Consider the following 22,073-nt stretch of genomic DNA (forward strand, 5'->3'; position numbering starts at 1 on the left):
TGCGGGCGGCGTCGCGTACGCCGCCATCGCCGGTGCCTTTGGCCCCGTCGAAGCAGCCCGGGCCCCGACCGGCGCCCGGGCGGGTCCGTGCGAGCCGGGTGCTCGCGGCCGTCGTGGGGCTCGCGCTGCTCGGGACCATCGCCGGTGTCACCGCGGCCTGGGTGCGGGGCCGGTCCGCGGCCGCGTCGCCGTCCGGCGGGGCGACCGGCAGCCCGTCCGCGGGCGCCTCGGCATCGCCGTCCGGCTCGGGCAGCGCGAGCGCCTCGGCCACGGTGCCCGCCGACGAGCGGTGCACCGACGAGATCAAGGCGAACCCGCGCTGGGTGTGCCTGAAGAGCGCCACGTTCGACGGCCTCGTGCTGACCATCGAGTACTCGGCGAGCTTCGACGGCGCGAGCCCGAACGTCAGCGGCGGCTACCACCTGCACATCTACGGCGGCGACGGCAGCGACCCCGTGGAGGACACGATGGGCCGGCAGGCCGCGAACCCCGGGCACTGGTACGTCGAGGACGCGAACCCCTCCGTCCGCAAGGCCAGCGGGCGCGACTACACCAAGGCGATCGGGGACGCCCCGAAGGTCTGCGCCCGGATCGCGAACGCCGGGCACCGTCTCGTCACGGCCGTGGACGGCGGGTTCCACACCGGCAACTGCGTGCCGATCACCCGGGCGTAGCGCACCGTGCACGAGGAAGCCGGGGCCGAGGGGGTGCTCCTGTGCGACCTGTCGCCGTGAGCGGCGCGGCCCCCGCCGGGACGGGCCGGTGACGATGCTGCACGGGGTGGTCGTGGTGCTGCCGCCCGGCTCCCTTGACCTCGACCGGCTGCCGCCGCCGATCGCCGACCTGGTGGACCCCCGGCCTCAGGGCGACGCCGGCGCCCGCTGGTGGGACGTCCTCGGGATCGCGGACGGCACGCTGTCCCAGCGGCGTCACCCGCGGGGTGCGGACCTGCTCACGGTCACGTACTCCTCGAACGAGGCCTACGGTCCCGATGGCACGGCGGCCCGGTTCACGACCGAGCTGCTGGCCCGCTGCGCGCGGGAGCTGGGCGCCTCGTACGGGTTCGTCAGCCGCTACCCGGACCGGTGGGACGAGCCCTTGCTGACCTCGGGCACGCTCGCCCCGCTCGCTGCGGGCGACCGGGCGACGCTGTGCGCCGCCCCGCACGAGGCATGGCTGTTCACCACCGCCCGGCCCGACACCCTCCCCGGCCCGGTCGTGATGTCAGGGGTCTGGGGTGTCGTCGTCCGGGCGGCAGGCTGACCGCCTGACCCGCGTCGTCCGGATGCCGCGTCAGCAGGTCAGGCCGCGTCAGCGGATCAGGCCGCGTCGAGACCGAGCGTGTAGGCGCTCATGGAGAGCGACCCGTACGCGCAGCCGCCGACGAGCACCCGGGTGTCCGCGGCGGCCCGCGGCCCGTCCGCCGCGGCCAGGCCCGCGAGGTAGAGCAGCGGGATGAAGTGGTCCGGGGTCGGGACGGCGAGGTCGTAGTCGCGGTGCGCGTCGAGCCGGGCGAGGTCGGCCGGGTCGGTGAGGAGCATCTCCGCGGCGTCCCGGTCGAAGCGCTGCGCCCAGTCGAACCCGCCGTCCGGCTGCGCCATGTCGACGCCGGCGAGGTTGTGGACGACGTTGCCGCTCGCGACGACGAGGACGCCGCTGTCGCGCAGCGGCGCGAGCCGCGCACCGAGGTCGACGTGGTAGTCCATCGGCTTGTACGCGTTGATCGAGAGCTGCACCACGGGGATCGACGCGTCCGGGAAGGCGTGGCGCAGCACGGACCACGTGCCGTGGTCGATGCCCCACGAGTCGATGTCGGCGCCCACCCACGTGGGGCTCACGAGGTCGCTCACCTCGTCGGCGAGCTCCGGCAGCCCCGGCGCCGGGTACTGGACGTCGAAGAGCTCCTGGGGGAAGCCGAAGAAGTCGTGGATCGTCCGCGGCCGCGGCATCGCGGTGACGGCGGTCGCGTTGATGTACCAGTGCGCGCTGACGACGAGGATCGCGCGCGGCCGGGGGACCGAGGCGCCGAACGCCGTCCACGCCTGCGTGTACCGGTTGAGCTCGAGCGCGTTCATCGGGCTGCCGTGGCCGAAGAACGCGGCGGGCATCCGCTGCGGGGCGCCGGGTCCGGAGCCGGTGGCGGGGACGTCGAGGCTCATGCGGGACTCCCGGTGGGACGGCGGCGGGTGGCTCCACCGTACGCCGCCAGGCCGACCCCGACCGCCGCGCCGAGGGTGTTCGCCAGCCAGTCGCCGGCCTGGCACTGCCGGTCGATGAGGAGCTGCACGGTCTCGATGCCGAGGGACGCGACGGAGAGCGCGGCGAGGACGGGCAGCGGGCGCCGGGTCCACAGCGTGAGCGTCAGCCCGGCCGGCACGAAGAGCGCGACGTTGAGCACGCCGCCCGGGTCCGCCCACAGCGTGCTCACCATCCGCCGCACGCCGCCCGCGACGCAGCTACGGGGCGACGGGTCCTCGATCGGGTCGCGGAGGAACTGCCACACCGAGTCCCCGGGCACGAGCGTCGTCGCGGCGACGAGCGTCAGGGAGACGACGACCGCGAGGACCAGCCACGGCGACCGGTGGAGGCGGCGGCCGACCGGCCGCGCGACGAGCGCCCCGGCGACGACGCCGACGACGAGGACGAGGCTGCCGAGCTCGCGCAGGACACCGGTGACGAATTGCTCGAGGTAGCCGACCAGTCCCATCCCGGTCGACGCTAGCCGACGGTGCGCGGGCGGGTCCGGCGGCCGCGCCCGTCTGCGGGACTATGCGTCCGGTGTCACAGCGAGGCCGAAGTCGACGAGACGGCCGAGGACGTCCTCGTCGAGCCGGCCCCCGGGGCCCGCTGCCGCGAGGACGTCGGCGACCGGGCGGCCGTCGAGCTGCCACAGAGCGGGCTCGAGGTCGGCGGCCAGGACGAGCGGGTCGAAGGGGCTGTAGCCGACCAGGCGCAGGACGTCCGTCGTGGCCTCGCTCGCGGCGCCCGGCTCGAAGCGCAGCCGGTCGGGGAGCTCGTGCCGCCCGAGCGCGTCGAGCCGGGTGCGGACCGCCTCGACGACCTCGGGCGTCTGCCCGAGCAGGTCGCGCAGCGCGGCGTCGCTCACGGTGTCCGCGAGCTCGGCGCAGCGCGCGAACCACGCCTCCTCGCGGCCTTCCCACGCACCCCACAGCCGGGAGTGCAGCTCGGGGGAGTCCTCGTGGGCGGCGTCCACGGCCGGGTCCTCGCCGGCGTTCGCCCGCCCGACGGCCTCGCGCATCGCCGTCCGGTTGTCGAGCACCGCACGGACCTGTTCCGCAGGCAGGCCGCTGCTCTCGAGGCAGTGCCGCGCGAGGTGCTCCTCGACGGTGACGAGCAGGTTCCGGACGGCGTGCCAGAACTGCAGGCTCACGTCGCCCCGCTCGTGCTGGCAGAACCACGTGGAGCAGACGGCGTTGCGGGACTCCCAGATGCTGCAGCCCTGGGTCTCGGTGACGTAGTGAGGGCAGCGGACGATCGCCGTCGACCCGAACCGGGACTGGGTGTCCGCGAGGCGTCGCAGGTCGTCCGGGCTGAGGCCGAGCCCGAGCGGGCTGACCCCGCTGCGCCGCCGGATCCGCAGCTCGACGCTCTCCCGCCCCGGGCCGGCGAGCGCCCGCCCGGCGAGGAAGTTCGAGACGTGCGGGATGTAGCTGCAGCACTTCGCGTCCGGCGAGAACGTCACCCGGCTGTTGGAACGCCCGACGCCGGCGCACATGACGCAGTCGGCGCACGTGGCCTTCGGCTCCGGGGCGGGGTTGCGGACGCCGGTCAGGGCGTACAGCCAGCCGCCGTGCATCGCGGGCAGCGCCCTGACGGGGTCGACCGACAGCCGGTCGGTGGTGATGTCGCGACGGCCTGGAGGTGGCGTCCAGGTGCTCTGGCTCATGAGGGCCGACCGTACCCGGGGATCGTTCACTGAACGCTCATCTAAGACCTACGGAGAGCGACGAGTTTGGGACGTCGTCGACCGCCGGCCCCGTCAGGCACCCGCTGTGCACCGTTCCGCGCCTCCGGGGCGGCCGTTTCGGGTACACACCTGGTGCCTGATCTGCTCTGCCATCAGGAGCGAGGCAGCGGCGACCATCGGCCCGGTGCGGCAGCCGGTCCGCGGGCGCACGATCGAGGGGTGACCGGCCGCTGGCGTGCCGGGCTTCCCGGCGCGATCGCCATCGCAGCCGTGGTCCTCGCGGGATGCGGGGCGGGGACCTCGGCCGGGACGGTCACGCCGTCCGGGACCGCGCTGCCGACGACGGCCCTCTCGACGGCCCCCTCGACGAGTGCGAGCACAGGGACGACGGCGCGGACGACGACCCGGACGGCGGTCCGCACGACGACGCCCCGCACGACGTCCGCGACCCGGACGACGTCCGGCCCGCCGGGCACGACGACGACCGCAGCGCCCGGCGTCCCGGCCGGGATGGCGGGGGCCGACCTCACCGTGCTGCCGTCGTCCGCCCGGGTCGTCGCCCTGACGTTCGACGCCGGCGCGAACGCCGACGGCCTGGCCTCGATCCTCGGCACCCTCGGCGCGACGGGCGCCCAGGCGACGTTCTTCCTCACCGGGGACTTCGTCGACACCTTCCCGGCGCGGGCCCGGACGATCGCCGCGGGGGGCTACACGATCGGCAACCACACCCAGGACCACCTCGACCTCACGACCCTGAGCGACGCGAGGGTCGACGCGCAGATCGCCTCGGCGCAGGCCCGGATCCTCGCGGTGACCGGGCAGGACCCGCGGCCGTGGTTCCGGTTCCCCTTCGGCGCCAGGGACTCCCGGACGATCGCCGACGCCAACGACCGCGGCTACGCGTGCATCCGGTGGACCGTCGACACGCTCGGCTGGAAGGGCACGAGCGGCGGCCAGAGCGCGGCGACCGTCGAGACCCGGGTGCTCGACGGCCTGCGCCCGGGCGCGATCGTCCTCATGCACATCGGCTCCAACCCGGACGACGGCACCACCCTCGACGCGGACGCGCTGCCCCGGGTCGTCGCCGGCCTGCGCAGCCGCGGGTACACCCCGGTGTCGCTGGACTCGCTCCTGTCGTGACCCGAGCGGGGCGGGCGGCGGCTCGCCGGGCCCGACATCCAGTGCTCTGTCGGTGCAGTATCGTGCACTTGTGGACGACGGAGCAGCGGTGCTCGCCCAGGCGATCGGTGCCCGGGTGAAGCAGGAGCGGCAGGCCCGGCGCTGGACGCTGGACCAGCTCGCGGCGGCGGCCGGTGTGAGCCGGCGGATGGTCGTCAACGTCGAGCAGGGCGCGGTGAACCCGAGCGTCGGGACGCTGCTGCGGCTCGCCGACGCCCTCGGCGTCGGGCTGCCCGCCCTCGTGGAGCCGCCCCGCCGGGCGGCCCTCGAGGTCACCCGGCACGGCGCGGGGGCGGTGCTGTGGCGGGGCGACCACGGCGGGCGCGGGGTGCTCGTCACCGCGACCGACCAGCCGGACGTCCTCGAGCTGTGGGACTGGACGCTCGGGCCGGGGGACGTGCACCCGAGCGAGGCGCACGCGCCGGGCACCAAGGAGCTCCTGCACGTCCACGCCGGGTCGGTCTGCGTCGACGTCGCGGACCAGACCGTCGTCCTCGGGGCTGGTGACGCGGTCGCGTTCCCGGGCGACGTCGCGCACGGCTACACCAACCCGGGGGAGGAGCCGGCCCGGTTCTCCCTGTCCGTGTTCGAGCCGCGCAGCGGGGCGGTCTCCCGCTCCCTCCCGGCGTCCCGATCGGAGGTCGTCCATGACTGACAGCGGTGTGCTCGAGGAGTTCCTCGCCGGGGCGGTCGTCGGTGCCGACGTGCTCGCGCTGAGGCCCGACTACCGGGCCGTCCTCCTCGCCGTCGACGGACTGGTCCCGGGGCCGAGCGACGACGACGGCGACGCGTTCCTGCGGGCCGCCGAGGACGCCGCGCGCGAGATGCTGCGCGACGTCCCGGTGGAGGAGGTGCCGCACGTGGCCGCGTGGCGTGACGCCTACCGGGCCTTCGGGGCCAAGCCGCAGCGCACCCGCAACAGCCTCGAGGCGCTCGTGCGCCGGGCCGGTGCCGGGCTGCCGCGGGTCAACCGGCTCACCGACCTCTACAACGCGGTCTCGGTGCTGCACCGGGTCCCGCTCGGCGGCGAGGACCTCACCCGCTACGCCGGCCCGCCGCGGCTCGTCCGCGCGACGGGCAGCGAGCCGTTCGACACCACGGCGGACGGTGGCCCGGTCGTCGAGCACCCCGAGCCCGGCGAGGTCGTGTGGTGCGACGACGCCGGGGTGACCTGCCGCCGCTGGAACTGGCGCCAGGGCCGGCGCACGCAGCTGCGCGAGGACACCACGTCGGCGCTGTTCATCCTCGACGCCCTCGGCCCGCTGCCGGACGACGCCCTGCAGGCGGCCGCCGACGACCTGCTGACCCGGTTGCACCGGCTCGGTCCCGACGTCCGGTCCGCGCAGCGCCTGGTCCGCGGCTGATCCGGACCGGCCCGTCGCACCTGCCCCACGTTCCCCTCCCGCAGAAGGACTTTCCCATGCTCATCCATCCCTGGGACGCCGCGCTCGATGCCGCCGAGTGGCAGGAGTGGCTCGCCGGCACCGACCGCTTCGGGGTGCTCGCGGTGAACAACCTCGACCCCGCGCAGGCGCCGCTCGTGCAGCCGACGCACTTCACCCTGGCCGGCGACGAGCTGCTCCTGCACCTGGCCCGGCCCAACCCGGTCTGGCGGCACCTGCTCGCCGCCGAGCAGGTGCGCCTGGCGGTGGTGGGTGACTTCGCCTACGTCCCCAGCCACTGGCGGGCCAGGGCCGGCGGACCCGACGAGGACGGCGTCCCGACGAGCTACTACGCCACGGTGCAGTTCGTGTGCCGGCCCTCCGTCGTCGACGACCCGCAGGGCAAGGTCGACATCCTCACCGCCCAGCTCGCCGACCTCGAGCCGGACGGCGGCCACGCCCCGGTCGCGACGGACGCCGAGCCCTACGGCCGGATGCTGCCCGGCCTGCGCGGCATCCGTCTCGCCGTCCTGCGGGTCGAGGCGAAGTTCAAGTACGACGACTCCAACCCGGTCGACCACCGCGAGCGGGTCGTCGGCTCCCTGGAAGGGCGTGGCCAGGGGCAGGACGCCGGCGCCGCCGTCCAGCAGCGCCGGCGCCTCGCGGCGATCGGGGAATGGCAGACGCACCGTGGCACGCGGGCGCCGGTCGACCCGTCGTGACCGCTCGCCTGTCCGCCCGCCTGCCTGCTCGCGCGGCGGTGCCGCCGTGGGCGCTGGCCGTGACGGCCATGCTGTCCGTCCAGCTCGGCTCGGCCCTGTCCGTCGGCCTCGTCGAGACCATCGGGCCCGCCGGCACCGCCTGGCTGCGGCAGAGCCTGGGAGCGCTCGTCTTCCTCGCCCTGGCCCGGCCGCCGCTGCGCGACGTCCGCCGCCGGGACCTGCCCGCGCTCCTCGGGCTCGGGGTCACGACGGGGATCGTCACGATCGCCTTCCTCGCCGCGCTCGAACGCATCCCGCTCGGGACGGTCGTCGCGATCGAGTTCCTCGGCCCGCTCACCGTGGCCGCCGTCCGCAGCCACGCCGTCCGCGCGCTCGTCTGGCCGGCCCTGGCGCTGTCGGGTGTCGTCCTGCTCACCGAGCCGTGGCACGGCACCGTCGACCCGGCCGGCGTCGCCTACGCGGCGCTCGCGGCCGTCGGGTGGGGCGTCTACATCGTTCTCACGCAACAGGTCGGGGACCGCTTCGCCGGGCTCGGCGGCCTGTCGCTCGTCGCGCCGGTCGCGGCCGTGACGGCGGCGGTCGTCGGCATCCCGCAGGCGGCCGGGCACCTCAGCGCCGGCGTCGTCGTGACCGCCGCGGGACTGGCGCTGCTCATGCCCGTGCTGCCGTTCGCGCTCGAGCTGCTCGCGCTGCGCCGGCTCACCTCCGCCGCGTTCGGCACGCTCATGGCGCTCGAGCCCGCGATCGGCGTCCTGCTCGGAGCGCTGGTGCTGCACCAGAGACCGACCCCCACCCAGGTGCTGGGCATCGCCCTCGTCGTGGTGGCGGGGGCCGCTGCGCAGCGGGGCGGACGGCGTCCCCCGACCGACGGGCGGCAGGTCGCAGCCCTGGTGCACGAGCCGTTGTAGAGGACGGCCCGGACGGCCCGGGGCCGGCTCAACGGACGCGGAGTACGAGCACGGCGGCGTCGTCGCGGGTCTCTTCCGCGGCGGCGTGCGCGAGCATGCCGTCCACGACGGCGTCGGCCGTGGCGCCCGCCGTCGGCTGCCCGCGGCGGACGACGGCACGCAGGGCGGCCTCGCCCCACTGCCGCCCGGCGGGGTCGGGCTGCTCTGTGAGGCCGTCGGTGAACAGGACGAGGGCATCGCGCGGCGCGAGCGTGAGGGTCGTCTCGGGCAGACGGACGTCGGGCAGCACGCCGAGGAGCAGGCCGCCGTCCGCGACCGCCTCGACCTGCGCACCGGCCCGGTGGACGACCGGCGACGGGTGGCCCGCGCGCGAGACCACCACGCCGACGCCGCCGTCCGGCAGCGGGGTGAGGACGGCGTAGACGGCGCTGACGAACTCCTGGTCGTCCTCGTCCCGCGCGAGCAGCGCGTCGTTGAGGACGCCCAGGACCCGGCTCGGAGCGGGTTCGGCGAGGGCCGCCGTCCGGATCGTGTGCCGGGCCAGCGCGGTCGTCCTCGCGGCGTCGACGCCGTGGCCGCAGACGTCCCCGATGAGCGCGCCCCACCGGCCGGACGCGAGCGGGAACACGTCGTAGAAGTCGCCGACGACCTGGGCGCCGCCCTTGCCGGGCAGGTAGCGGGCGGCCACCTCGAGGCCCGGCGGGTCCGGCAGTCGCGGCGGCAGGAGGCTCTCCTGGAGCGTCCGCGCGAGCCCGCTCAAGGCCTGGTTCGCCCGGCGCAGGTCCTCGGCCGCCGCGTACGCCTCGTCCCGGGACGCGCGGAGCGCGATCTCGCCGGCGACGGCCTGGCTCAGGGTCTCCAGCACCTGCTCGTCGCGCTCCGTCCAGGTGCGCGGGGTGGTGTCGACGACGCAGAAGGTGCCGAGCACCTCGCCGTCCGGCGACCAGACCGGCCAGCCCGCCCAGGCGGCGACGCCCATGCTGCGGACCGACGGGTTGTCCCGCGTGCGCGGGTCCGTGGCGGCGTCGTCCACGACGAGCGGTTTCCCCGAGGCGACGACGTACTGGCAGAACGACTCCTGGACCGTGTTCTGCCGGTCCGCCGGGTCGTCCGACTCCACGCCGATGCAGCTCTTCCAGAACGAGCGGGTGTCGTCGACGACGGTGACGAACGACAGCGGGGTGCCGAGCAGGGTCGACGCCAGCCGGGAGTAGCGGTCGAACGCCTCCTCGGGCGCGGTGTCGAGCAGCCCGGTCGCCGCGACCGCCCGCAACCGGCTCGGGCTGAGCACGGCCTGCGAGGCCTGCTGGTCCAGCCCCGGTAGCCGCTCGCCGCCTCCGGCCACGCCGTGCTCTCCCGCCACGGGTGCAGCCTAGGCCCGGCCCGCGATCATGGGCGGTCGAGCCGGGCCCGGGGGACTCAGCCGTGGGGCCCCGCGGTCGNCGGTCGACGACCGCGGGGCCCCACGTCACTGCTACCCGACCTGGCAGGAGACGGTCGGCCAGGTCCACGTGCCGTTCGCCTGGACGGTGACCCCGAAGGTGTTGCCGGAGCCGTTGGGTCTGGCCGTCATGACCTGGGCGCTCGGCCAGGTGGCCGAGGTGTTCCAGGTGGCGATGATCTTCGCCGGTGCCGGGACGTTCATCGTCACGGTCCAGGTGCTGCTGCCGGAGACCGTGACGTTGAGGTTGTAGCGGTCGCTCCACCTGTCACCGGCCGACAGGGTCGCGGTGCAGGAGCTGCCACCACCGCCGGTCGGAGGGGGCGTGCTGCCACCGCCGCCGGTGCTGCTGCCGGGCGCGACCGCCCGGCCGGTGGAGGCGGAGATCATGCCGGGGCACAGACCGCGTGCGGTGAGGTCGGCCATGATCTGCGGGATCGCCGCCCGGGTGGTGGCGTACCCGTCGTGCATGAGGATGACCTGACCGCTCTGCAGCCGCCGGGCCGCAGCGACGATCGACGCCGTGCTGGCGCCGTTCCAGTCCTGGGAGTCGACGTCCCAGGTGACCACCCTGAGCCCGAGGCCCGCGGCCACGGAGTCGAGAGTGGAGTTGTGCTCGCCGTAGGGAGGCCGGAAGAGGTTCGGTCTCGGCGCGCCACCGTTCTGGACGGCCGTGTTGGTCCGGGAGAGCTCGGACTGCATCTGGGACGACGACATCGAGTTCATGTGCGGGTGCGTGTAGCTGTGGTTCTGCACCCACATGCCCGCCTGCACCTGCTGCGACACCAGGCCAGGGTTGGCGGCCGCGTTCTGGCCGATGTTGAACAGGGTGGCCCGGGCACCGTTCGACGTCAGGGCCGAGAGCAGGGCCGGGGTGCTCCCGGAGTTGGGACCGTCGTCGAAGGTCAGGCCGACGTACCCGTTGCAGGTGGCCGCGTCTGAACTCGTCGCGGCGAGGGTCGACAGGCCTGCCAGGGCCGCAGCTGCCACGGCCAGCATGGCCATCCTGGTCATCGTTGATCTGCTGAAGGACATCACGTTCTCCTCTCGTACCGGCTGCTCAGCCGGCCTGGCAGGAGACGGTCGGCCAGGTCCAGGTGCCGTTCGTCTGGAGGGTGACTCCGAAGGTGTTGCCGGAGCCGTTGGGCTTGGCCGTCATGACCTGGGCGCTCGGCCAGGTGGCCGCGGTGTTCCAGGTGGCGATGATCTTCTCCGGCGACGGGACGTTCATCGTGACCGTCCAGGCGCTGCTGCCGGAGACGGTGACGTTGAGGTTGTAGCGGTCGCTCCACTTGTCACCGGCCGACAGCGTCGCCGTGCAGCCGCCGCTGCTCGGCGGCGGCGTCGTCCCGCCACCGCCCCCGCCGCCGCCGGCGGTGGTCGTGCCGACGGTGATGTTGGAGCTGCCGCTGCTCCGGTAGCCCTCGGTCCCCAGGACCATGTAGTTGTGGGTACCGAGGTTGAGGCCCTTCGAGGCCCAGGCGTCGAAGTGGTTGCCGGTGGTGATCGTGCCGCCGGTGCGCTTCTGCTGCCGGACGCTCCAGTACTGGTAGAAGGTCGCGGTGCCGTTGATGGACGGCTGGTTGACCCGCTGGGTGCGGTAGATGTCGTAGGTGCCGCCGTCGGTGGTCACGGTCCCGTAGGGGGTGCCGGTCGGCTTGTACGAGCCGTAGTTGTCGACGACGTAGTACTCGACGAGCGGGTTGGTGGTCCAGCCGTACAGCGCCAGGTAGGCGTTGCCGTTGGTGCTCCAGGTGCCCGAGTAGCTCACGCTCCGGCGCCCGCCGGTGGCCCAGCCCTTGCCGCCGACGAAGTTGCCGACGTTGCTCCACTGGTAGCTGTAGTTGCCGCCGGCTCCCAGGGTGAAGTCGACGTTGCCGACACCGTCGGACCAGTGCGAGTAGTAGTAGCCGTTGTGGGTGCCCGTCCCGTTCGGGGTCGACGCGCTGGCGTTGGACGTTCCGAAGAGCACGAAGGCGGCCGCGAGCAGCGGCAGCAGCGACCATCCCCGCAGCCGGCGCATCACGCCGGCACGACCGGGTGCGACCGCTCGCGCGTGCCGGAGGTGGCGCCGCAGAGGCGACGGCCGTGAGGCTGCGTCGCGTCTGCCCGCCACCGGCACCCCGCCGGTCGTCGTGAGCGTGGTCGCCTCACCTGCGGCGGCGCGACCCCTGCGATCTGTCCGTGGGTGTCCCATCGTGGAGCTCCGTCCTTGGATGCCGCCCCGCGCCGTCGCGGGGGGTCTGTGGTCGTCGAGCCGGCGGGGGCGGTCCCCGCTGCGGGCGTGGCGGGTCGACGAGGATGCGGTTCGGGCGTGGCTGCGGTGGTGGTGCTGCCCGAGGCGGCCGGTTCGTTCCTCGGCCGCCCCGGACAGGGCTGCGGGTTCACGGCCCGGGGGCACCGGTGCGCATCGCCTGTGCGGCGCGAACCGTGCCATCGGCGCTTGTCGATATCGATATCGATAACGTTATCTAACGATGATCCGTCACACTAGAGCCTGTTTTGAGCATCTGTGTCACTGACAGTGACAAGAGGCCGGAGGCGTGATCAGCCACGCCGCTGCGCGACCGCCGGCGGCCCGGGATCGTGACCGATCCCGCGGCGCAGTGCCGCGAGATCGGTCACGATCCCGTGGAAGGCACACTGCTCCGGGGAGGTGTGCCGGCCGGAGTGCCTGCGCCGGCGCCTGGCTACGCTGCCGTGGTGATCGCGACCGGCCACGAGGCGGACGGCGGCGCCGCGGCTCGCAGGCCCTGGCTGCATCTGGCGGTGGTCGTGGTCCTGGGCCTCGCCGTGCACGGTGCGGGCAGCGGCTGGGTCGGCGACAAGGCGGGGGACGCGTTGTACGCCGCCATGGTCTACCTGCTGGTCGTCGTCCTCTGGCCGCGCCGGCCCGGGTGGCTCGCGCTCGTGGCAGCGCTGTCCTGGTGCCTCGCCGTCGAGCTCCTCCAGCTGAGCGACCTGCCCCGGGCGGCGGCAGACGTGTTCCCGCTGTCGGCGCTCGTCCTCGGGGCGGGGTTCGATGCGTGGGATCTGGTGGCGTACGTGATCGGGGCGACGGGCGTCGCCGTGGTCCGTGGCCTGGGTGACCGGTCGCGGCCGCGGCGGAGTGCCACCTCTTCGTGAGGCACTGTGTCGTCTCGGCCTGGCGGGAGGCGCTGCCGTCCCGGGAGGTGTGGCGGCAGGAACCGGCGTCGCCTGGCCCCCGGCAGGAGTCGCCGTCACCGTCGCCGCTCCTTCGTCGCGGCGTCGGTTCCGGCTCCCGTCATCGTGCCGGGGACGCAGATGGGGCTGAGACGCGCTTAGCGCATCTCAGCCCCATCTGCTGCAGAAAGACGTGCCCCCGGCAGGATTCGAACCTGCGCCACCGCCTCCGGAGGGCGGTGCTCTATCCCCTGAGCTACGGGGGCTCAGGAACGGACGAGACCTTACCAGCCTGACCGGTGCCCCTCGAAACGGGTTCCGGCTAGCATCGGCGTGTCAGCCTGCGGACACCGCTCCGCCTCACCGACGCCCTCGACCGGACCACCGGGCACCGCCCCGGCGGCGGGGCGCCGTCCTCGGAGCGTGTCATGACCACGTCGCAGCAGACCCCCGCACAGCCTCCCGCCGGGACCCCGCCGCACGCCGTCCGGTTCGGGCGTATCGCGGCGGCCGTCCAGGTGACCGACCTCGACCGGTCGCTCGCGTTCTACGTCGGCGTCCTCGGGTTCGAGAAGGTCTTCGAGAACGGGGACCCGGTCGGGTTCGTCATCCTCGAGAAGGACGCCGCCGAGCTCCACCTCGACCTCGACCCGACGCACCGGGCGAGCGTCCGGAACGTCGCGCACCTCATGGTCGAGGACGCGAACGGCCTCTACGAGCACCTCGTCGCGCACGGCGTCCGGATCGTCAAGGGGATCCGGGACGCCGACTACGGGATGCGCACGTTCGTCCTCGCCGACCCGGACGGCAACCGGGTGGACGTCGGCCAGGACCTCTAGGCGGTCGCGAGGCCCGGCCCCGGTCAGGCGGGGTCGGGCACCTCGTCGAGGAGCAGGTCGAGGTAGCAGGCGGCCTCGGTCGCGGCGGAGTCGCCGTCGCCGGCCTCGATGGCGTCGACGAGCGCCGCGTGCTCGTCGTCGTCGATGTGGCCGACCATCGCGAAGTTCAGCCGGACGCTCTCCGACAGGGCGTCGAGGAAGTTCTCGTAGAGGTCGGTGAGCACCGGGTTGTGCGCGGCGTGGCCGATCGCGCGGTGCAGGTCGACGTCGAGCTCGACGGCGCGCTCGAAGTCGCCGCGGTGCGAGGCCGCCGTGCGCTCCGCGAGCAGGCCGCGCAGCCGGGCGACGTCGTCCGGCGTGCGGCGGGTGGCGGCCAGCCGCGCCGCGCCCACCTCGAGCGTGCGCCGGACCTCGAGGATGTGGTGCTCGTGCGCGCCGGCGACCCGGCGGCTCACCGCGCCGGCGAGCTCGCTCGCGGCGAGGACGTACGTGCCCGAGCCCTGCCGGCGCTCGAGGAGCCCGGCGTGGACGAGCGACTGCACGGCCTCGCGGACCGTGTTGCGGCTCGTCCCGGTGAGGGCGGCGAGCTCGGCCTCGGTGGGGATCCGGGCTCCGATCGCCCAGGTGCCACCGGTGATCTGGTCCCGCAGCTGGTCGATGACCTGGTCGATGAGACCGGTGCGGCGTGCAGCGCGCAGCACGGGCGGCTCCGCCGAGGAGCCGGCCCGGTCGCTCGTGGCCGACGTCATCTGGTCATCCTATCTGTCGCTACGCTCGGCGAATGGCTGAGCGGACCGCCCCCCGACGGCGTGCGGTCCTCGTGGCCATTGTCCTCCTGGCGATCACGCTGCGTCCGGCGGTCACCGCGACGTCCTCGCTCCTGCGACGGATCGTCGACGGCGTTCCCCTGTCGGTGACCGAGGCCGGGCTCCTCGGCTCGCTGCCGCCGTTCTGCTTCGCCGCCGCCGGGCTGCTCGTGCCGTGGCTGCTGCGCCGGCTCTCCGCCGAGCGGATCGCCGTCCTCCTGCTCGTCGTCGCCGCGGGTGCCCAGCTCGTGCGGCCGTGGGCGCCGGGCGCCTGGCCCTTCCTCGCGGCGTCGGTCGTCGTCCTCGTCGCGATGGGCGGCGGCAACGTCGTCCTGCCGCCGATCGTCAAGGCCTGGTTCCCCGACCGGATCCCGCAGGTCACCGGTGCGTACCTCGTCGCCGTGACGGCGGGCGTCGCGGTGCCGCCGCTGCTGTCGGTGCCGGTGGCGGACGCCGTCGCACGCGCCACCGGCTCGGAGGTCACCGGCTGGCGGGTCTCGCTCGCGCTCTGGGGCGCCGTCGCCGCGGTGATCGCCGTCGCCTGGCTCGTGCCCGCGGCGCACCCGCGCGTCGTTCCGTCGGGACGGCGTCCCGCCGGGGACCAGCGGGCCGCGCCGCACCACCGCCTGCCCGTCTGGCGCAGCCGGGTCGCCTGGGGTGTCGCCCTCGTCTTCGGCTTCCAGTCCTTCTCCTCCTACATCGGCTTCACGTGGCTGCCGACCCGGCTCACGGACGCCGGGGTCGGCGACCAGCGGGCCGCGGTGATGCTCGCGGTCTTCGGCGCGATGGGGCTGCCCGCCTCGATCGTCGTGCCGCGGCTGGCCGCCCGGGTCCGCAACACCTTCGCGCTCGTCACCGCGTTCGCCGCGTGCATGGCCGCCGGGTACGTCGGGATCGCCCTCGCCCCGGCGACCCTCACCCTGCTCTGGGTGCTCGTCGCGGGCTGGGGGAGCGGGCTGTTCCCGCTCGCCCTGACGCTCGTCAACCTCCGCACCCGGACCCCGGCGACCGCGGCGTCGCTGTCCGCCTTCGCCCAGGGCGTGGGCTACCTCGTCGCGGCGGCCGGGCCGTTCTCCGCCGGGGCCGTCGCCGGCGCGACCGGCCGCTGGGACCTGCCGTTCCTCCTCGGTGCCGCGTCGATGGCGTTCGTCGTCCTCGGTGCGTGGCTCGCCGGCACCCGGACCCTCGAGGACGACCTCGAACGCGTGCACGCGCTGCCCGCCAGGGGCTGACGCCGGCCGGCCCGGCCCGGCGTAACCCGATCGGAGCGACGGGCACCGCCCGTTACCCTTGCACGGTGACCCCCAGCGAGCTCTCCACCGCCGTCCGTGCGTGCCTGCAGGCCGCCGTCGACGCCGGCGACCTGGCCGTCGCCGTGCCGAGCGAGATCCGCGTCGAGCGACCGAAGCAGCGCGAGCACGGCGACTGGGCGACGAACGTCGCCCTCCAGGTCGCCAAGGCGGCCGGCCGGCCGCCGCGCGAGGTCGCGACGCTGCTCGCGGCGCGCCTCGGCGAGGTGCCCGGGGTCAAGAGCGTGGACGTCGCAGGGCCGGGCTTCCTCAACATCGTCCTCGACGCCGCCGCGGCCGGTGAGCTGGCCCGCACGATCGTCGAGGCGGGCACCGGGTACGGCCGGACCGACGGCGCCGCGGGGGAGCGGATCAACCTCGAGTTCGTCTCCGCGAACCCGACCGGCCCGATCCACCTCGGCGGCACCCGCTGGGCCGCGGTCGGCGACTCGCTCGCGCGGATCCTCGAGGCGACCGGCGCGAGCGTCACCCGGGAGTACTACTTCAACGACCACGGCGCCCAGATCGACCGGTTCGCCCGCTCGCTGCTGGCCAGGGCGAAGGGCGACCCGGCCCCCGAGGACGGCTACGGCGGCCAGTACATCGAGGACATCGCCACCCGCGTCCTCGCCGACGCCGCGGCCGCCGGCGGGCCGGACCCGCTGACGCTGCCCGACGACGAGGCGCAGGAGGTCTTCCGGGCGCGCGGCGTCGACCTCATGTTCGGCGAGATCAAGTCCTCCCTGCACGAGTTCGGCGTCGACTTCGACGTGTACTTCCACGAGAACGACGTCCACGACTCGGGTGCCGTCGAGCGGGCCGTCGCGCGGCTGCGCGCCAACGGCCACATCTACGAGAAGGACGGCGCCACCTGGCTGCGCACCGAGCAGTTCGGGGACGACAAGGACCGCGTCGTCATCAAGAGCGACGGCGAGGCCGCGTACATCGCCGGCGACCTCGCGTACTACCTCGACAAGCGGGAACGCGGCTTCGACCGGGTCGTCATCATGCTCGGGGCCGACCACCACGGGTACATCGGCCGGATGATGGCGATGTGCGCCGCGTTCGGCGACACGCCTCGGAAGAACCTCGAGATCCTCATCGGCCAGATGGTCAACCTCGTCCGTGACGGCCAGCCGATGCGGATGAGCAAGCGGGCCGGCACCGTGGTCATCCTCGAGGACCTCGTCGAGGCCGTCGGCACCGACGCCGCGCGGTACGCGCTCGCGCGCTCCTCGGTGGACTCGCAGATCGACATCGACCTCGACCTGCTCACCAAGCACAGCAACGACAACCCGGTCTACTACGTGCAGTACGTGCACGCCCGGATCAGCGGCATCGTCCGCAACGCCGCCGACGTGCCGGGGCTGTCCATGGACGCCGCGGCCTTCGACCCGTCGCTGCTCACGCACGACACCGAGTCGGTGCTGCTCGCCGCCCTGTCGGAGTTCCCGCGGGTCGTCGCGCACGCCGCCGAGCTGCGCGAGCCGCACCGGGTCGCGCGCTACCTCGAGGAGCTCGCGGGCTACTTCCACAAGTGGTACGACGCGTGCCGGGTCATCCCGCAGGGTGACGACCCGGTCGAGGACGTCCACCGCGCGCGGCTGTGGCTCGCCGAGGCGACCCGCGTCGTCATCGCGAACGGGCTCGGGCTGCTCGGGGTGAGCGCGCCCGAGCGGATGTGACCGCCCGACCCGACGACCGGACCACCACGACCGGACCGACGCACAGGCACTGCCGCTCGTGCACGACGTCCGGACCCCTTCCACGAGAACGGTTCTGACCCATGGGTGCACATGAGGCCGGCGCGCTCCACTCGCCCGGCTACGGCGGCGTCGCGACCGTCCCGGCGTGGCTGCGGCCGCCCGGCGACGTCAACGAGCTCCTCCCGCAGCTCTGGTCGGCGACGGTCCGCCGCGGTGCCGACGGTGCGCTCGAGGTCGGCGGCCTGCCCGTCGCCGAGCTCGCCGCCCGGTTCGGGACGCCGGCCTACGTCCTCGACGAGGCGGACTTCCGGGCCCGCGCGGTCGCCTACCGCGAGGCGTTCACCGACTCGTTCGCGGACCTCGCCGGCGCCGACGTCTACTACGCGGGCAAGGCGTTCCTCTGCACGGCGGTCGCCCGCTGGGTCGCCGAGGACGGGCTCTGCCTCGACGTCTGCAGCGGCGGTGAGCTCGCGGTCGCGCTGCGGGCCGGCGTCGACCCGGCCCGGATCGGCCTGCACGGCAACAACAAGTCCGACGCCGAGCTCGAGCGCGCCGTCGCGGCCGGCGTCGGCCGGATCGTCGTCGACTCGCTCGAGGAGGTCGGCCGGGTCGCGGACGTCGCGGCGCGGCACGGCGTCCGGGTGCCGGTCATGATCCGGGTCACCGTGGGCGTCGAGGCGCACACCCACGAGTACATCGCGACGGCGCACGAGGACCAGAAGTTCGGCGTCTCGCTCTCCGGCGGCGTCGCCGCGGCGACCGTGCGGGCCGCGCTCGACCGGCCCGAGCTCGACGTCCGCGGGATCCACAGCCACATCGGCTCGCAGATCTTCGACACCGGCGGCTTCGAGGTCGCGGCCCGCCGTGTGCTCGGGCTCGTCGCGCAGGTCGAGCGCGAGCACGGCGTCGTGCTGCCCGAGGTCGACCTCGGCGGCGGCTTCGGCATCGCCTACACGAGCGAGCACGACCCGCTCGAGCCCAAGGCGCTCGCCGACCAGATGGCCGAGCTCGTGGCCCGCGAGTGCCGGGGTCTCGGGATCGCCGTCCCGCGGATCAGCGTCGAGCCCGGCCGGGCCGTCGCCGGCCCGAGCACGTTCACGCTCTACACCGTCGGCGCGGTCAAGGACGTCGAGCTCGACCACGGCGCGGTGCGCCGGTACGTCGCGGTCGACGGCGGGATGAGCGACAACATCCGCACCGCGCTCTACGACGCCGACTACTCGTGCACCCTCGCCTCCCGGGAGTCGGCCGCGCCGCCGGTGCTCGCCCGCATCGTCGGGAAGCACTGCGAGAGCGGGGACATCGTCGTCCGCGACGAGTTCCTCCCCGGGGACGCCGGCCGCGGCGACCTCGTCGCCGTCCCGGGCACCGGCGCCTACTGCCGCAGCATGGCGAGCCAGTACAACCACGTGCCGCGCCCGCCCGTCGTCGCGGTCCGGGACGGCGAGGCGCGCGTGCTCGTGCGCCGCGAGACCGAGGACGACCTGCTCGCGCTCGACATCGGCTGACCACCGCGCCCGGGGCGCGGTCAGCCGCTCGGTCAGCCGCTCGGGCGGTCAGCCGGCGGCCGGCTCCGGGAGCAGCCCGACGAGGGCCCGCCACGCGTCGCCCGGCGAGACCGGCACGAGCCGCAGCACCGCGCCGGGCGGCACCCCCTGCGGGCCGATCGGCTCGGCGGGCTCCTCGCGCAGCCACAGCCCGAGCGCACCCGCGTCCAGGACGGCGACCGCGCGGACGTCGTCCNGCCGGGTCTGCTCGAGTGTGCGGCGCACGTCGAGCGCGAGGTCGGCGAGCCGCGCCAGGGTCGGCACGAGCAGGGTCGCCTCGAACGGCACGTACTCCGACAGCGCCGAGCCCGGCCAGCCCTCCGACGACCAGGCCCTGTTGCCGCGCAGCGCGACGGTGTGGGAGACCACCTCGCCGGCGGCGCTCGTCTCGACCTCGGCGAGCAGGGTCGGACCGGCGAACGTCGCGACGAGGTCGGCGACCTCGGCCGGGACCGCGCCGTCGGGGCCGACGAGGCCGGCCTCGGTGAGGTCCGCGTCGTACGCCGCGAGCGCCGGCTGGACCGTGCCGTGGGCCAGCCGCTGCGCGACGACGGCGAGGTGCTCGACGGTCAGCCGGACCCGGCCGCGGCCGAGGTCGGCGGCGGCCCGCTCGGTGAGCGGGCGGACCGCCCCCGCAGGGGGTTCCGCGGACGTCGTCGTGGACGTCGTGGTCATCTCTCGTCGCCTCCGGGCAGCTGGTCGGGCGTCAGGTGGTCGGGCGTCAGGACGTGGGCCAGAGCGTGGACAGCGGCAGGTAGGAGCTGCGCAGCACCGACTGGGTGACGGCGACCGCGGCGGACCGCTCGACGGGGTCGGCCTCCCGGGCGACGCGCAGCCCGCCGGCCGCGGCCTCGGCGACCGGTCGGCCGTCGGCGGTCCGGACGCGCCAGCCCCCGACCCCCTGGCCGGACAGGAACATCGTGCGCCCCCCGACCCGGACCCGGACGGTCAGCGCCGTCCGGCTCCAGGACCCGACGACGCGGCGGAGCCGGGTCTGGGTGCCGGGCTGGTCGAGGGCCCCGTCGAGGACCTCCCCGTCGGGGCCGTGCACGTGGAAGGTCGTCGGCCGGCCGTTGAGCTCGAACCGCAGCCAGGGCCCCGCGACCGGGCGCGGCGGGACGACCCGGACGGTCAGCAGGTCCGGGCCCCAGACCACCACGGCGCCGGTCGCGCCGCCGCCGACCGTCCCCGGCGCGCTCGAGGCGACGCCCGCCCAGGGCCGGTCGTCGTGGAGCAGGACCGTGAGGTCGTCCGCGAGCTCGTCGAGCCGGAACGGCGAGGTGTCGCCGCCGACGACGGCCGGGTCCGCACCGCCGCGACGGGGTGCGGACCTCAGGCGGAGCCACGTGGTCATGGGGTCGGACGGACCTTCCGGGTCGGGGCGGGGCAGGGCGGGGGCAGGTCAGTCGAACGGGTTGAGCCAGCCCCCGACCTTCTTCGCGCCCGCGACGGCGGTGTCGCCGGCCGCCTGCGCGACGTCGACCGCCGCGTCCGCGGCGTCCGCCACGGTGTCCAGCCCGTCCGAGGCGAGCTGCGTGACGTCGTCCCAGTGGTCGACGAGCTCGGCGCCCGCCCAGACGACGCCGGTGACGACGACGGCACCCGCGGTGACCGGGTTGGGCGCCAGGAGGAAGGCCGTGGACGAGGCGTTGAACCCGACCTCGGCGAGGTCGGCGACGTAGCCGGCCCCGTTCTCCTTGAACGCGTCGACCGGGTTCCCCTGGGCGACGACGTTCGCGAGCGAGACCCCGGTCGACACGACCCCGCCGACGACCCCGGTGGCCCGGAGCACCCCGACGCCCTGGACGAGCGTCGAGCCGCGGGCGAGCAGGCCCGTCTCCAGCGAGGCGGCCTCCCAGCCGCGGGCGGCCGCCGTCCACAGCGGCATCGACCGGCTGGCGGCGTTGCCGATGAGCAGCGACTCGCCGATCGCGCCCTTGCCGAGGAACGGCTCGAGCCACGGCAGCCGGGCGGCCGCGCGCAGCCCCAGAGGCATCGACTTCGCCGTGAAGGTCGAGCCCGTGACGAACCGGACGGCGTAGAGCTGCTTGGCCTTGGAGAAGACACCGACGCCGACCGTGGCGAGCTGGGGTGCCGTCATGAAGGCCCAGACCGCGGCCGCGACCGTCTCGGGGTGCTCGGCGAGGCCCGGCACCTGCGACAGCGCCTCGGAGATCGCGCGCTGCCGCCAGTCCGAGAACGACTCCCGGTGCCCGCGGTACACCGGGGGCCGGGTCTGCTCGAGTGTGCGGCGCACGTCGAGCGCGAGGTCGTCGAGCCGCGCCGTCACCGCCCCCGCGCGCCGGCGGACGTCGTGCTGGTCGCCGGCGGCCTCGACGTCGAGCACGTCGAGCCGCATCCGCAGCGTCTCGGCCTGACCGGGGCTGCCGCCGAGCAGCGGCTGCGGTGCCACGGGCGCGGCCTGGGCGGCCTCGATCTCGCGGACCAGCGCCGTCCGGCGCCGGGACGCGTCTGCCGCGAGGTCGTCGGCGTGGCGCTGCAGCCGGCCGATCTCGACCCGGGCGTCCTCGAGCGCCGCGGCCCAGCGGTCGAGCGCGGTCGCGGCGACGTCGAGCGGGTGGACGACGGTCCGGACGGCGACCGCCAGGCCGTGCACCGCCTCCTGGGCCGCCGTCGCGGCGACGCCCTGCCACGGGACCTGCCACGCGTGCGGGAGCGCGCCGAGGGCGCCGGCGGCGCCGCCGACCTCGTCGCGGGCGGAGCGCAGCGCGGCGACGAGGGACCGGACCGCGGCCGGGTCACCCGGCGGGACGGTCAGCCGGGACGCCGCGACCGGGGTGTCGAGCAGGCCGCTCACCCGGGCGCCCCGGGCGCCGCGGGCCCAGGCGCCGCGGGCCCAGGCGCCGCGGGCCCGGACGGCACCGGCGCCGCGGCTCCCGCGAGCGAGGCGTCGAGCGCCGCGAAGGCCTCGCCGGCCCCGACGACGTGCTGCGCGAGGACGTCCGCGGCCTGCGCCGTCGTGACGAGGAACGGCTCCCAGTACGCCGCGAACTCGGACAGCCCGGCGCTCACGTGCGTGTGCCCCGACGTCCCGGGCGGCGTCCGGCCGGCGGCGGCGACCACCCCGGCCGCGCCGGCCAGGACCTGCCCCTGCTCCCGCAGACCCGACCCGGCGGTCTGCGTCGCCGTCGACTCCCAGCGAACCACTGCACCTCCCCGCG

At 74.9% G+C, this 22,073-nt stretch carries 21 protein-coding genes, 1 tRNA gene and 2 pseudogenes; 12 read left to right on the plus strand and 12 right to left on the minus strand.

Translation table 11 applies throughout. The annotated features are described in order from the left end of the window. Positions 1-271, minus strand: a pseudogene (locus EDJALFJO_RS35580) (hypothetical protein); the annotation flags it as partial. Position 272: 1 nt separating this feature from the next. Here EDJALFJO_RS35580 and EDJALFJO_RS35585 point away from each other — a divergent pair. Together EDJALFJO_RS35585 and EDJALFJO_RS12780 are read left to right on the plus strand one after the other, a co-directional pair. Next, positions 273-674, plus strand: a complete 402-nt coding sequence (locus tag EDJALFJO_RS35585; RefSeq protein WP_233149836.1) for a hypothetical protein — start codon at positions 273-275, stop codon at positions 672-674. 88 nt (positions 675-762) lie between these two features. Further along, positions 763-1,263 carry a hypothetical protein gene (locus tag EDJALFJO_RS12780; protein WP_088285776.1) on the plus strand — a complete coding sequence of 167 codons (501 nt, stop codon included), beginning with the start codon at positions 763-765 and terminating at the stop codon, positions 1,261-1,263. A gap of 56 nt (positions 1,264-1,319) precedes the next feature. Here the strand turns inward: EDJALFJO_RS12780 and ygiD are convergent, their stop codons facing one another. The 3 genes from ygiD to EDJALFJO_RS12795 are packed head-to-tail and all read right to left on the minus strand — an operon-like array spanning position 1,320 to position 3,907. Further along, positions 1,320-2,108 carry a 4,5-DOPA dioxygenase extradiol gene (gene ygiD, locus EDJALFJO_RS12785; protein WP_088285812.1) on the minus strand — a complete coding sequence of 263 codons (789 nt, stop codon included), beginning with the start codon at positions 2,106-2,108 and terminating at the stop codon, positions 1,320-1,322. A 47-nt stretch (positions 2,109-2,155) separates the two neighbouring features. Then, positions 2,156-2,707, minus strand: a complete 552-nt coding sequence (locus EDJALFJO_RS12790) for a VanZ family protein (RefSeq protein WP_088285778.1) — start codon at positions 2,705-2,707, stop codon at positions 2,156-2,158. A gap of 60 nt (positions 2,708-2,767) precedes the next feature. Further along, a complete protein-coding gene (locus EDJALFJO_RS12795) occupies positions 2,768-3,907 on the minus strand; it encodes a hypothetical protein (protein WP_088285780.1) in 1,140 nt (379 codons plus the stop codon). Between the two features lie 240 nt (positions 3,908-4,147). Between EDJALFJO_RS12795 and EDJALFJO_RS12800 the strand changes: the two genes are divergently transcribed. The 5 genes from EDJALFJO_RS12800 to EDJALFJO_RS12820 all read left to right on the plus strand — a co-directional run bounded on the left by EDJALFJO_RS12800 (position 4,148) and on the right by EDJALFJO_RS12820 (position 8,119). Beyond that, on the plus strand, positions 4,148-5,068 hold the full coding sequence (locus EDJALFJO_RS12800) for a polysaccharide deacetylase family protein (RefSeq protein WP_088285782.1): 921 nt from the start codon (positions 4,148-4,150) through the stop codon (positions 5,066-5,068). Positions 5,069-5,138: 70 nt separating this feature from the next. Then, complete coding sequence (locus EDJALFJO_RS12805) at positions 5,139-5,762, plus strand: helix-turn-helix domain-containing protein (protein WP_088285784.1); 624 nt, start codon at positions 5,139-5,141, stop codon at positions 5,760-5,762. Next, a complete protein-coding gene (locus EDJALFJO_RS12810; RefSeq protein WP_088285786.1) occupies positions 5,755-6,471 on the plus strand; it encodes a B3/4 domain-containing protein in 717 nt (238 codons plus the stop codon). Before EDJALFJO_RS12805 ends, EDJALFJO_RS12810 begins: the two co-directional genes overlap by 8 nt. 56 nt (positions 6,472-6,527) lie before the next feature. After that, positions 6,528-7,211 carry an FMN-binding negative transcriptional regulator gene (locus tag EDJALFJO_RS12815; RefSeq protein ID WP_088285788.1) on the plus strand — a complete coding sequence of 228 codons (684 nt, stop codon included), beginning with the start codon at positions 6,528-6,530 and terminating at the stop codon, positions 7,209-7,211. A gap of 68 nt (positions 7,212-7,279) precedes the next feature. Continuing rightward, positions 7,280-8,119 carry an EamA family transporter gene (locus tag EDJALFJO_RS12820; protein WP_088285814.1) on the plus strand — a complete coding sequence of 280 codons (840 nt, stop codon included), beginning with the start codon at positions 7,280-7,282 and terminating at the stop codon, positions 8,117-8,119. Between the two features lie 28 nt (positions 8,120-8,147). Here EDJALFJO_RS12820 and EDJALFJO_RS12825 read toward each other — a convergent pair whose 3' ends face one another. From EDJALFJO_RS12825 to EDJALFJO_RS12835, 3 genes are all read right to left on the minus strand, one after another. Further along, entirely contained in the window at positions 8,148-9,482 is a 1,335-nt protein-coding gene (locus EDJALFJO_RS12825; protein WP_088285790.1) for a PP2C family protein-serine/threonine phosphatase, read from the minus strand. 111 nt (positions 9,483-9,593) lie between these two features. Beyond that, on the minus strand, positions 9,594-10,565 hold the full coding sequence (locus EDJALFJO_RS12830; RefSeq protein ID WP_198950250.1) for a polysaccharide deacetylase family protein: 972 nt from the start codon (positions 10,563-10,565) through the stop codon (positions 9,594-9,596). 55 nt (positions 10,566-10,620) lie between these two features. Beyond that, the gene (locus EDJALFJO_RS12835; RefSeq protein WP_088285816.1) at positions 10,621-11,583 is read right to left on the minus strand and encodes a glycoside hydrolase family 11 protein; all 963 of its coding nucleotides are present in this window, start codon (positions 11,581-11,583) and stop codon (positions 10,621-10,623) included. A gap of 680 nt (positions 11,584-12,263) precedes the next feature. Here EDJALFJO_RS12835 and EDJALFJO_RS12840 point away from each other — a divergent pair. After that, positions 12,264-12,686 (plus strand): DUF2809 domain-containing protein, encoded by a 423-nt coding sequence (locus EDJALFJO_RS12840; protein ID WP_143448544.1) that lies wholly within the window; start codon positions 12,264-12,266, stop codon positions 12,684-12,686. A gap of 212 nt (positions 12,687-12,898) precedes the next feature. Here EDJALFJO_RS12840 and EDJALFJO_RS12845 read toward each other — a convergent pair. After that, a tRNA-Arg gene (locus EDJALFJO_RS12845) sits at positions 12,899-12,970 on the minus strand. A 162-nt stretch (positions 12,971-13,132) separates the two neighbouring features. Here EDJALFJO_RS12845 and EDJALFJO_RS12850 point away from each other — a divergent pair. Continuing rightward, positions 13,133-13,543 (plus strand): VOC family protein, encoded by a 411-nt coding sequence (locus EDJALFJO_RS12850; protein ID WP_088285796.1) that lies wholly within the window; start codon positions 13,133-13,135, stop codon positions 13,541-13,543. A gap of 23 nt (positions 13,544-13,566) precedes the next feature. Here the strand turns inward: EDJALFJO_RS12850 and EDJALFJO_RS12855 are convergent, their stop codons facing one another. Next, positions 13,567-14,292, minus strand: coding sequence for a FadR/GntR family transcriptional regulator (locus tag EDJALFJO_RS12855; protein WP_088285798.1), 726 nt, complete (start codon positions 14,290-14,292; stop codon positions 13,567-13,569). A 32-nt stretch (positions 14,293-14,324) separates the two neighbouring features. On the opposite strand from EDJALFJO_RS12855, the gene EDJALFJO_RS12860 reads away from it, so the two are divergent. The 3 genes from EDJALFJO_RS12860 (at position 14,325) to lysA (ending at position 18,852) form a co-directional block, all read left to right on the plus strand. Further along, the gene (locus EDJALFJO_RS12860; RefSeq protein ID WP_088285800.1) at positions 14,325-15,581 is read left to right on the plus strand and encodes an MFS transporter; all 1,257 of its coding nucleotides are present in this window, start codon (positions 14,325-14,327) and stop codon (positions 15,579-15,581) included. A 65-nt stretch (positions 15,582-15,646) separates the two neighbouring features. Next, positions 15,647-17,323 carry an arginine--tRNA ligase gene (gene argS / locus EDJALFJO_RS12865; protein WP_088285802.1) on the plus strand — a complete coding sequence of 559 codons (1,677 nt, stop codon included), beginning with the start codon at positions 15,647-15,649 and terminating at the stop codon, positions 17,321-17,323. 101 nt (positions 17,324-17,424) lie between these two features. Further along, complete coding sequence (lysA, locus tag EDJALFJO_RS12870; protein WP_088285804.1) at positions 17,425-18,852, plus strand: diaminopimelate decarboxylase; 1,428 nt, start codon at positions 17,425-17,427, stop codon at positions 18,850-18,852. 760 nt (positions 18,853-19,612) lie between these two features. Here the strand turns inward: lysA and EDJALFJO_RS12880 are convergent. The 3 genes and pseudogenes from EDJALFJO_RS12880 to EDJALFJO_RS12890 all read right to left on the minus strand — a co-directional run. Then, entirely contained in the window at positions 19,613-20,245 is a 633-nt protein-coding gene (locus EDJALFJO_RS12880) for a hypothetical protein (protein ID WP_088285808.1), read from the minus strand. 48 nt (positions 20,246-20,293) lie between these two features. Continuing rightward, positions 20,294-21,709: a hypothetical protein gene (locus tag EDJALFJO_RS34975; protein ID WP_198950251.1), complete on the minus strand. Its 1,416-nt coding sequence runs from the start codon at positions 21,707-21,709 to the stop codon at positions 20,294-20,296. Continuing rightward, a pseudogene (locus tag EDJALFJO_RS12890) lies at positions 21,706-22,073 on the minus strand (hypothetical protein); the annotation flags it as partial. The pseudogene EDJALFJO_RS12890 and the gene EDJALFJO_RS34975, both read right to left, overlap by 4 nt.

This window comes from Kineosporia sp. A_224, from assembly GCF_002198655.1.
Lineage (GTDB): Bacteria > Actinomycetota > Actinomycetes > Actinomycetales > Kineosporiaceae > R-H-3.

Bases quoted from the DNA above. Each gene is read 5' to 3' on its own strand.
- ygiD (WP_088285812.1), bottom strand. From the start codon at position 2,108: ATGCCCGCCGCGTTCTTCGGCCACGGCAGCCCGATGAACGCGCTCGAG.
- EDJALFJO_RS12790 (WP_088285778.1), bottom strand. From the start codon at position 2,707: ATGGGACTGGTCGGCTACCTCGAGCAATTCGTCACCGGTGTCCTGCGC.
- EDJALFJO_RS12795 (WP_088285780.1), bottom strand. From the start codon at position 3,907: ATGAGCCAGAGCACCTGGACGCCACCTCCAGGCCGTCGCGACATCACC.
- EDJALFJO_RS12810 (WP_088285786.1), top strand. From the start codon at position 5,755: ATGACTGACAGCGGTGTGCTCGAGGAGTTCCTCGCCGGGGCGGTCGTC.
- EDJALFJO_RS12815 (WP_088285788.1), top strand. From the start codon at position 6,528: ATGCTCATCCATCCCTGGGACGCCGCGCTCGATGCCGCCGAGTGGCAG.
- EDJALFJO_RS12820 (WP_088285814.1), top strand. From the start codon at position 7,280: ATGCTGTCCGTCCAGCTCGGCTCGGCCCTGTCCGTCGGCCTCGTCGAG.
- EDJALFJO_RS12830 (WP_198950250.1), bottom strand. From the start codon at position 10,565: ATGGCCATGCTGGCCGTGGCAGCTGCGGCCCTGGCAGGCCTGTCGACC.
- EDJALFJO_RS12835 (WP_088285816.1), bottom strand. From the start codon at position 11,583: ATGCGCCGGCTGCGGGGATGGTCGCTGCTGCCGCTGCTCGCGGCCGCC.
- EDJALFJO_RS12850 (WP_088285796.1), top strand. From the start codon at position 13,133: ATGACCACGTCGCAGCAGACCCCCGCACAGCCTCCCGCCGGGACCCCG.
- EDJALFJO_RS12855 (WP_088285798.1), bottom strand. From the start codon at position 14,292: ATGACGTCGGCCACGAGCGACCGGGCCGGCTCCTCGGCGGAGCCGCCC.
- EDJALFJO_RS12860 (WP_088285800.1), top strand. From the start codon at position 14,325: ATGGCTGAGCGGACCGCCCCCCGACGGCGTGCGGTCCTCGTGGCCATT.
- lysA (WP_088285804.1), top strand. From the start codon at position 17,425: ATGGGTGCACATGAGGCCGGCGCGCTCCACTCGCCCGGCTACGGCGGC.
- EDJALFJO_RS12880 (WP_088285808.1), bottom strand. From the start codon at position 20,245: ATGACCACGTGGCTCCGCCTGAGGTCCGCACCCCGTCGCGGCGGTGCG.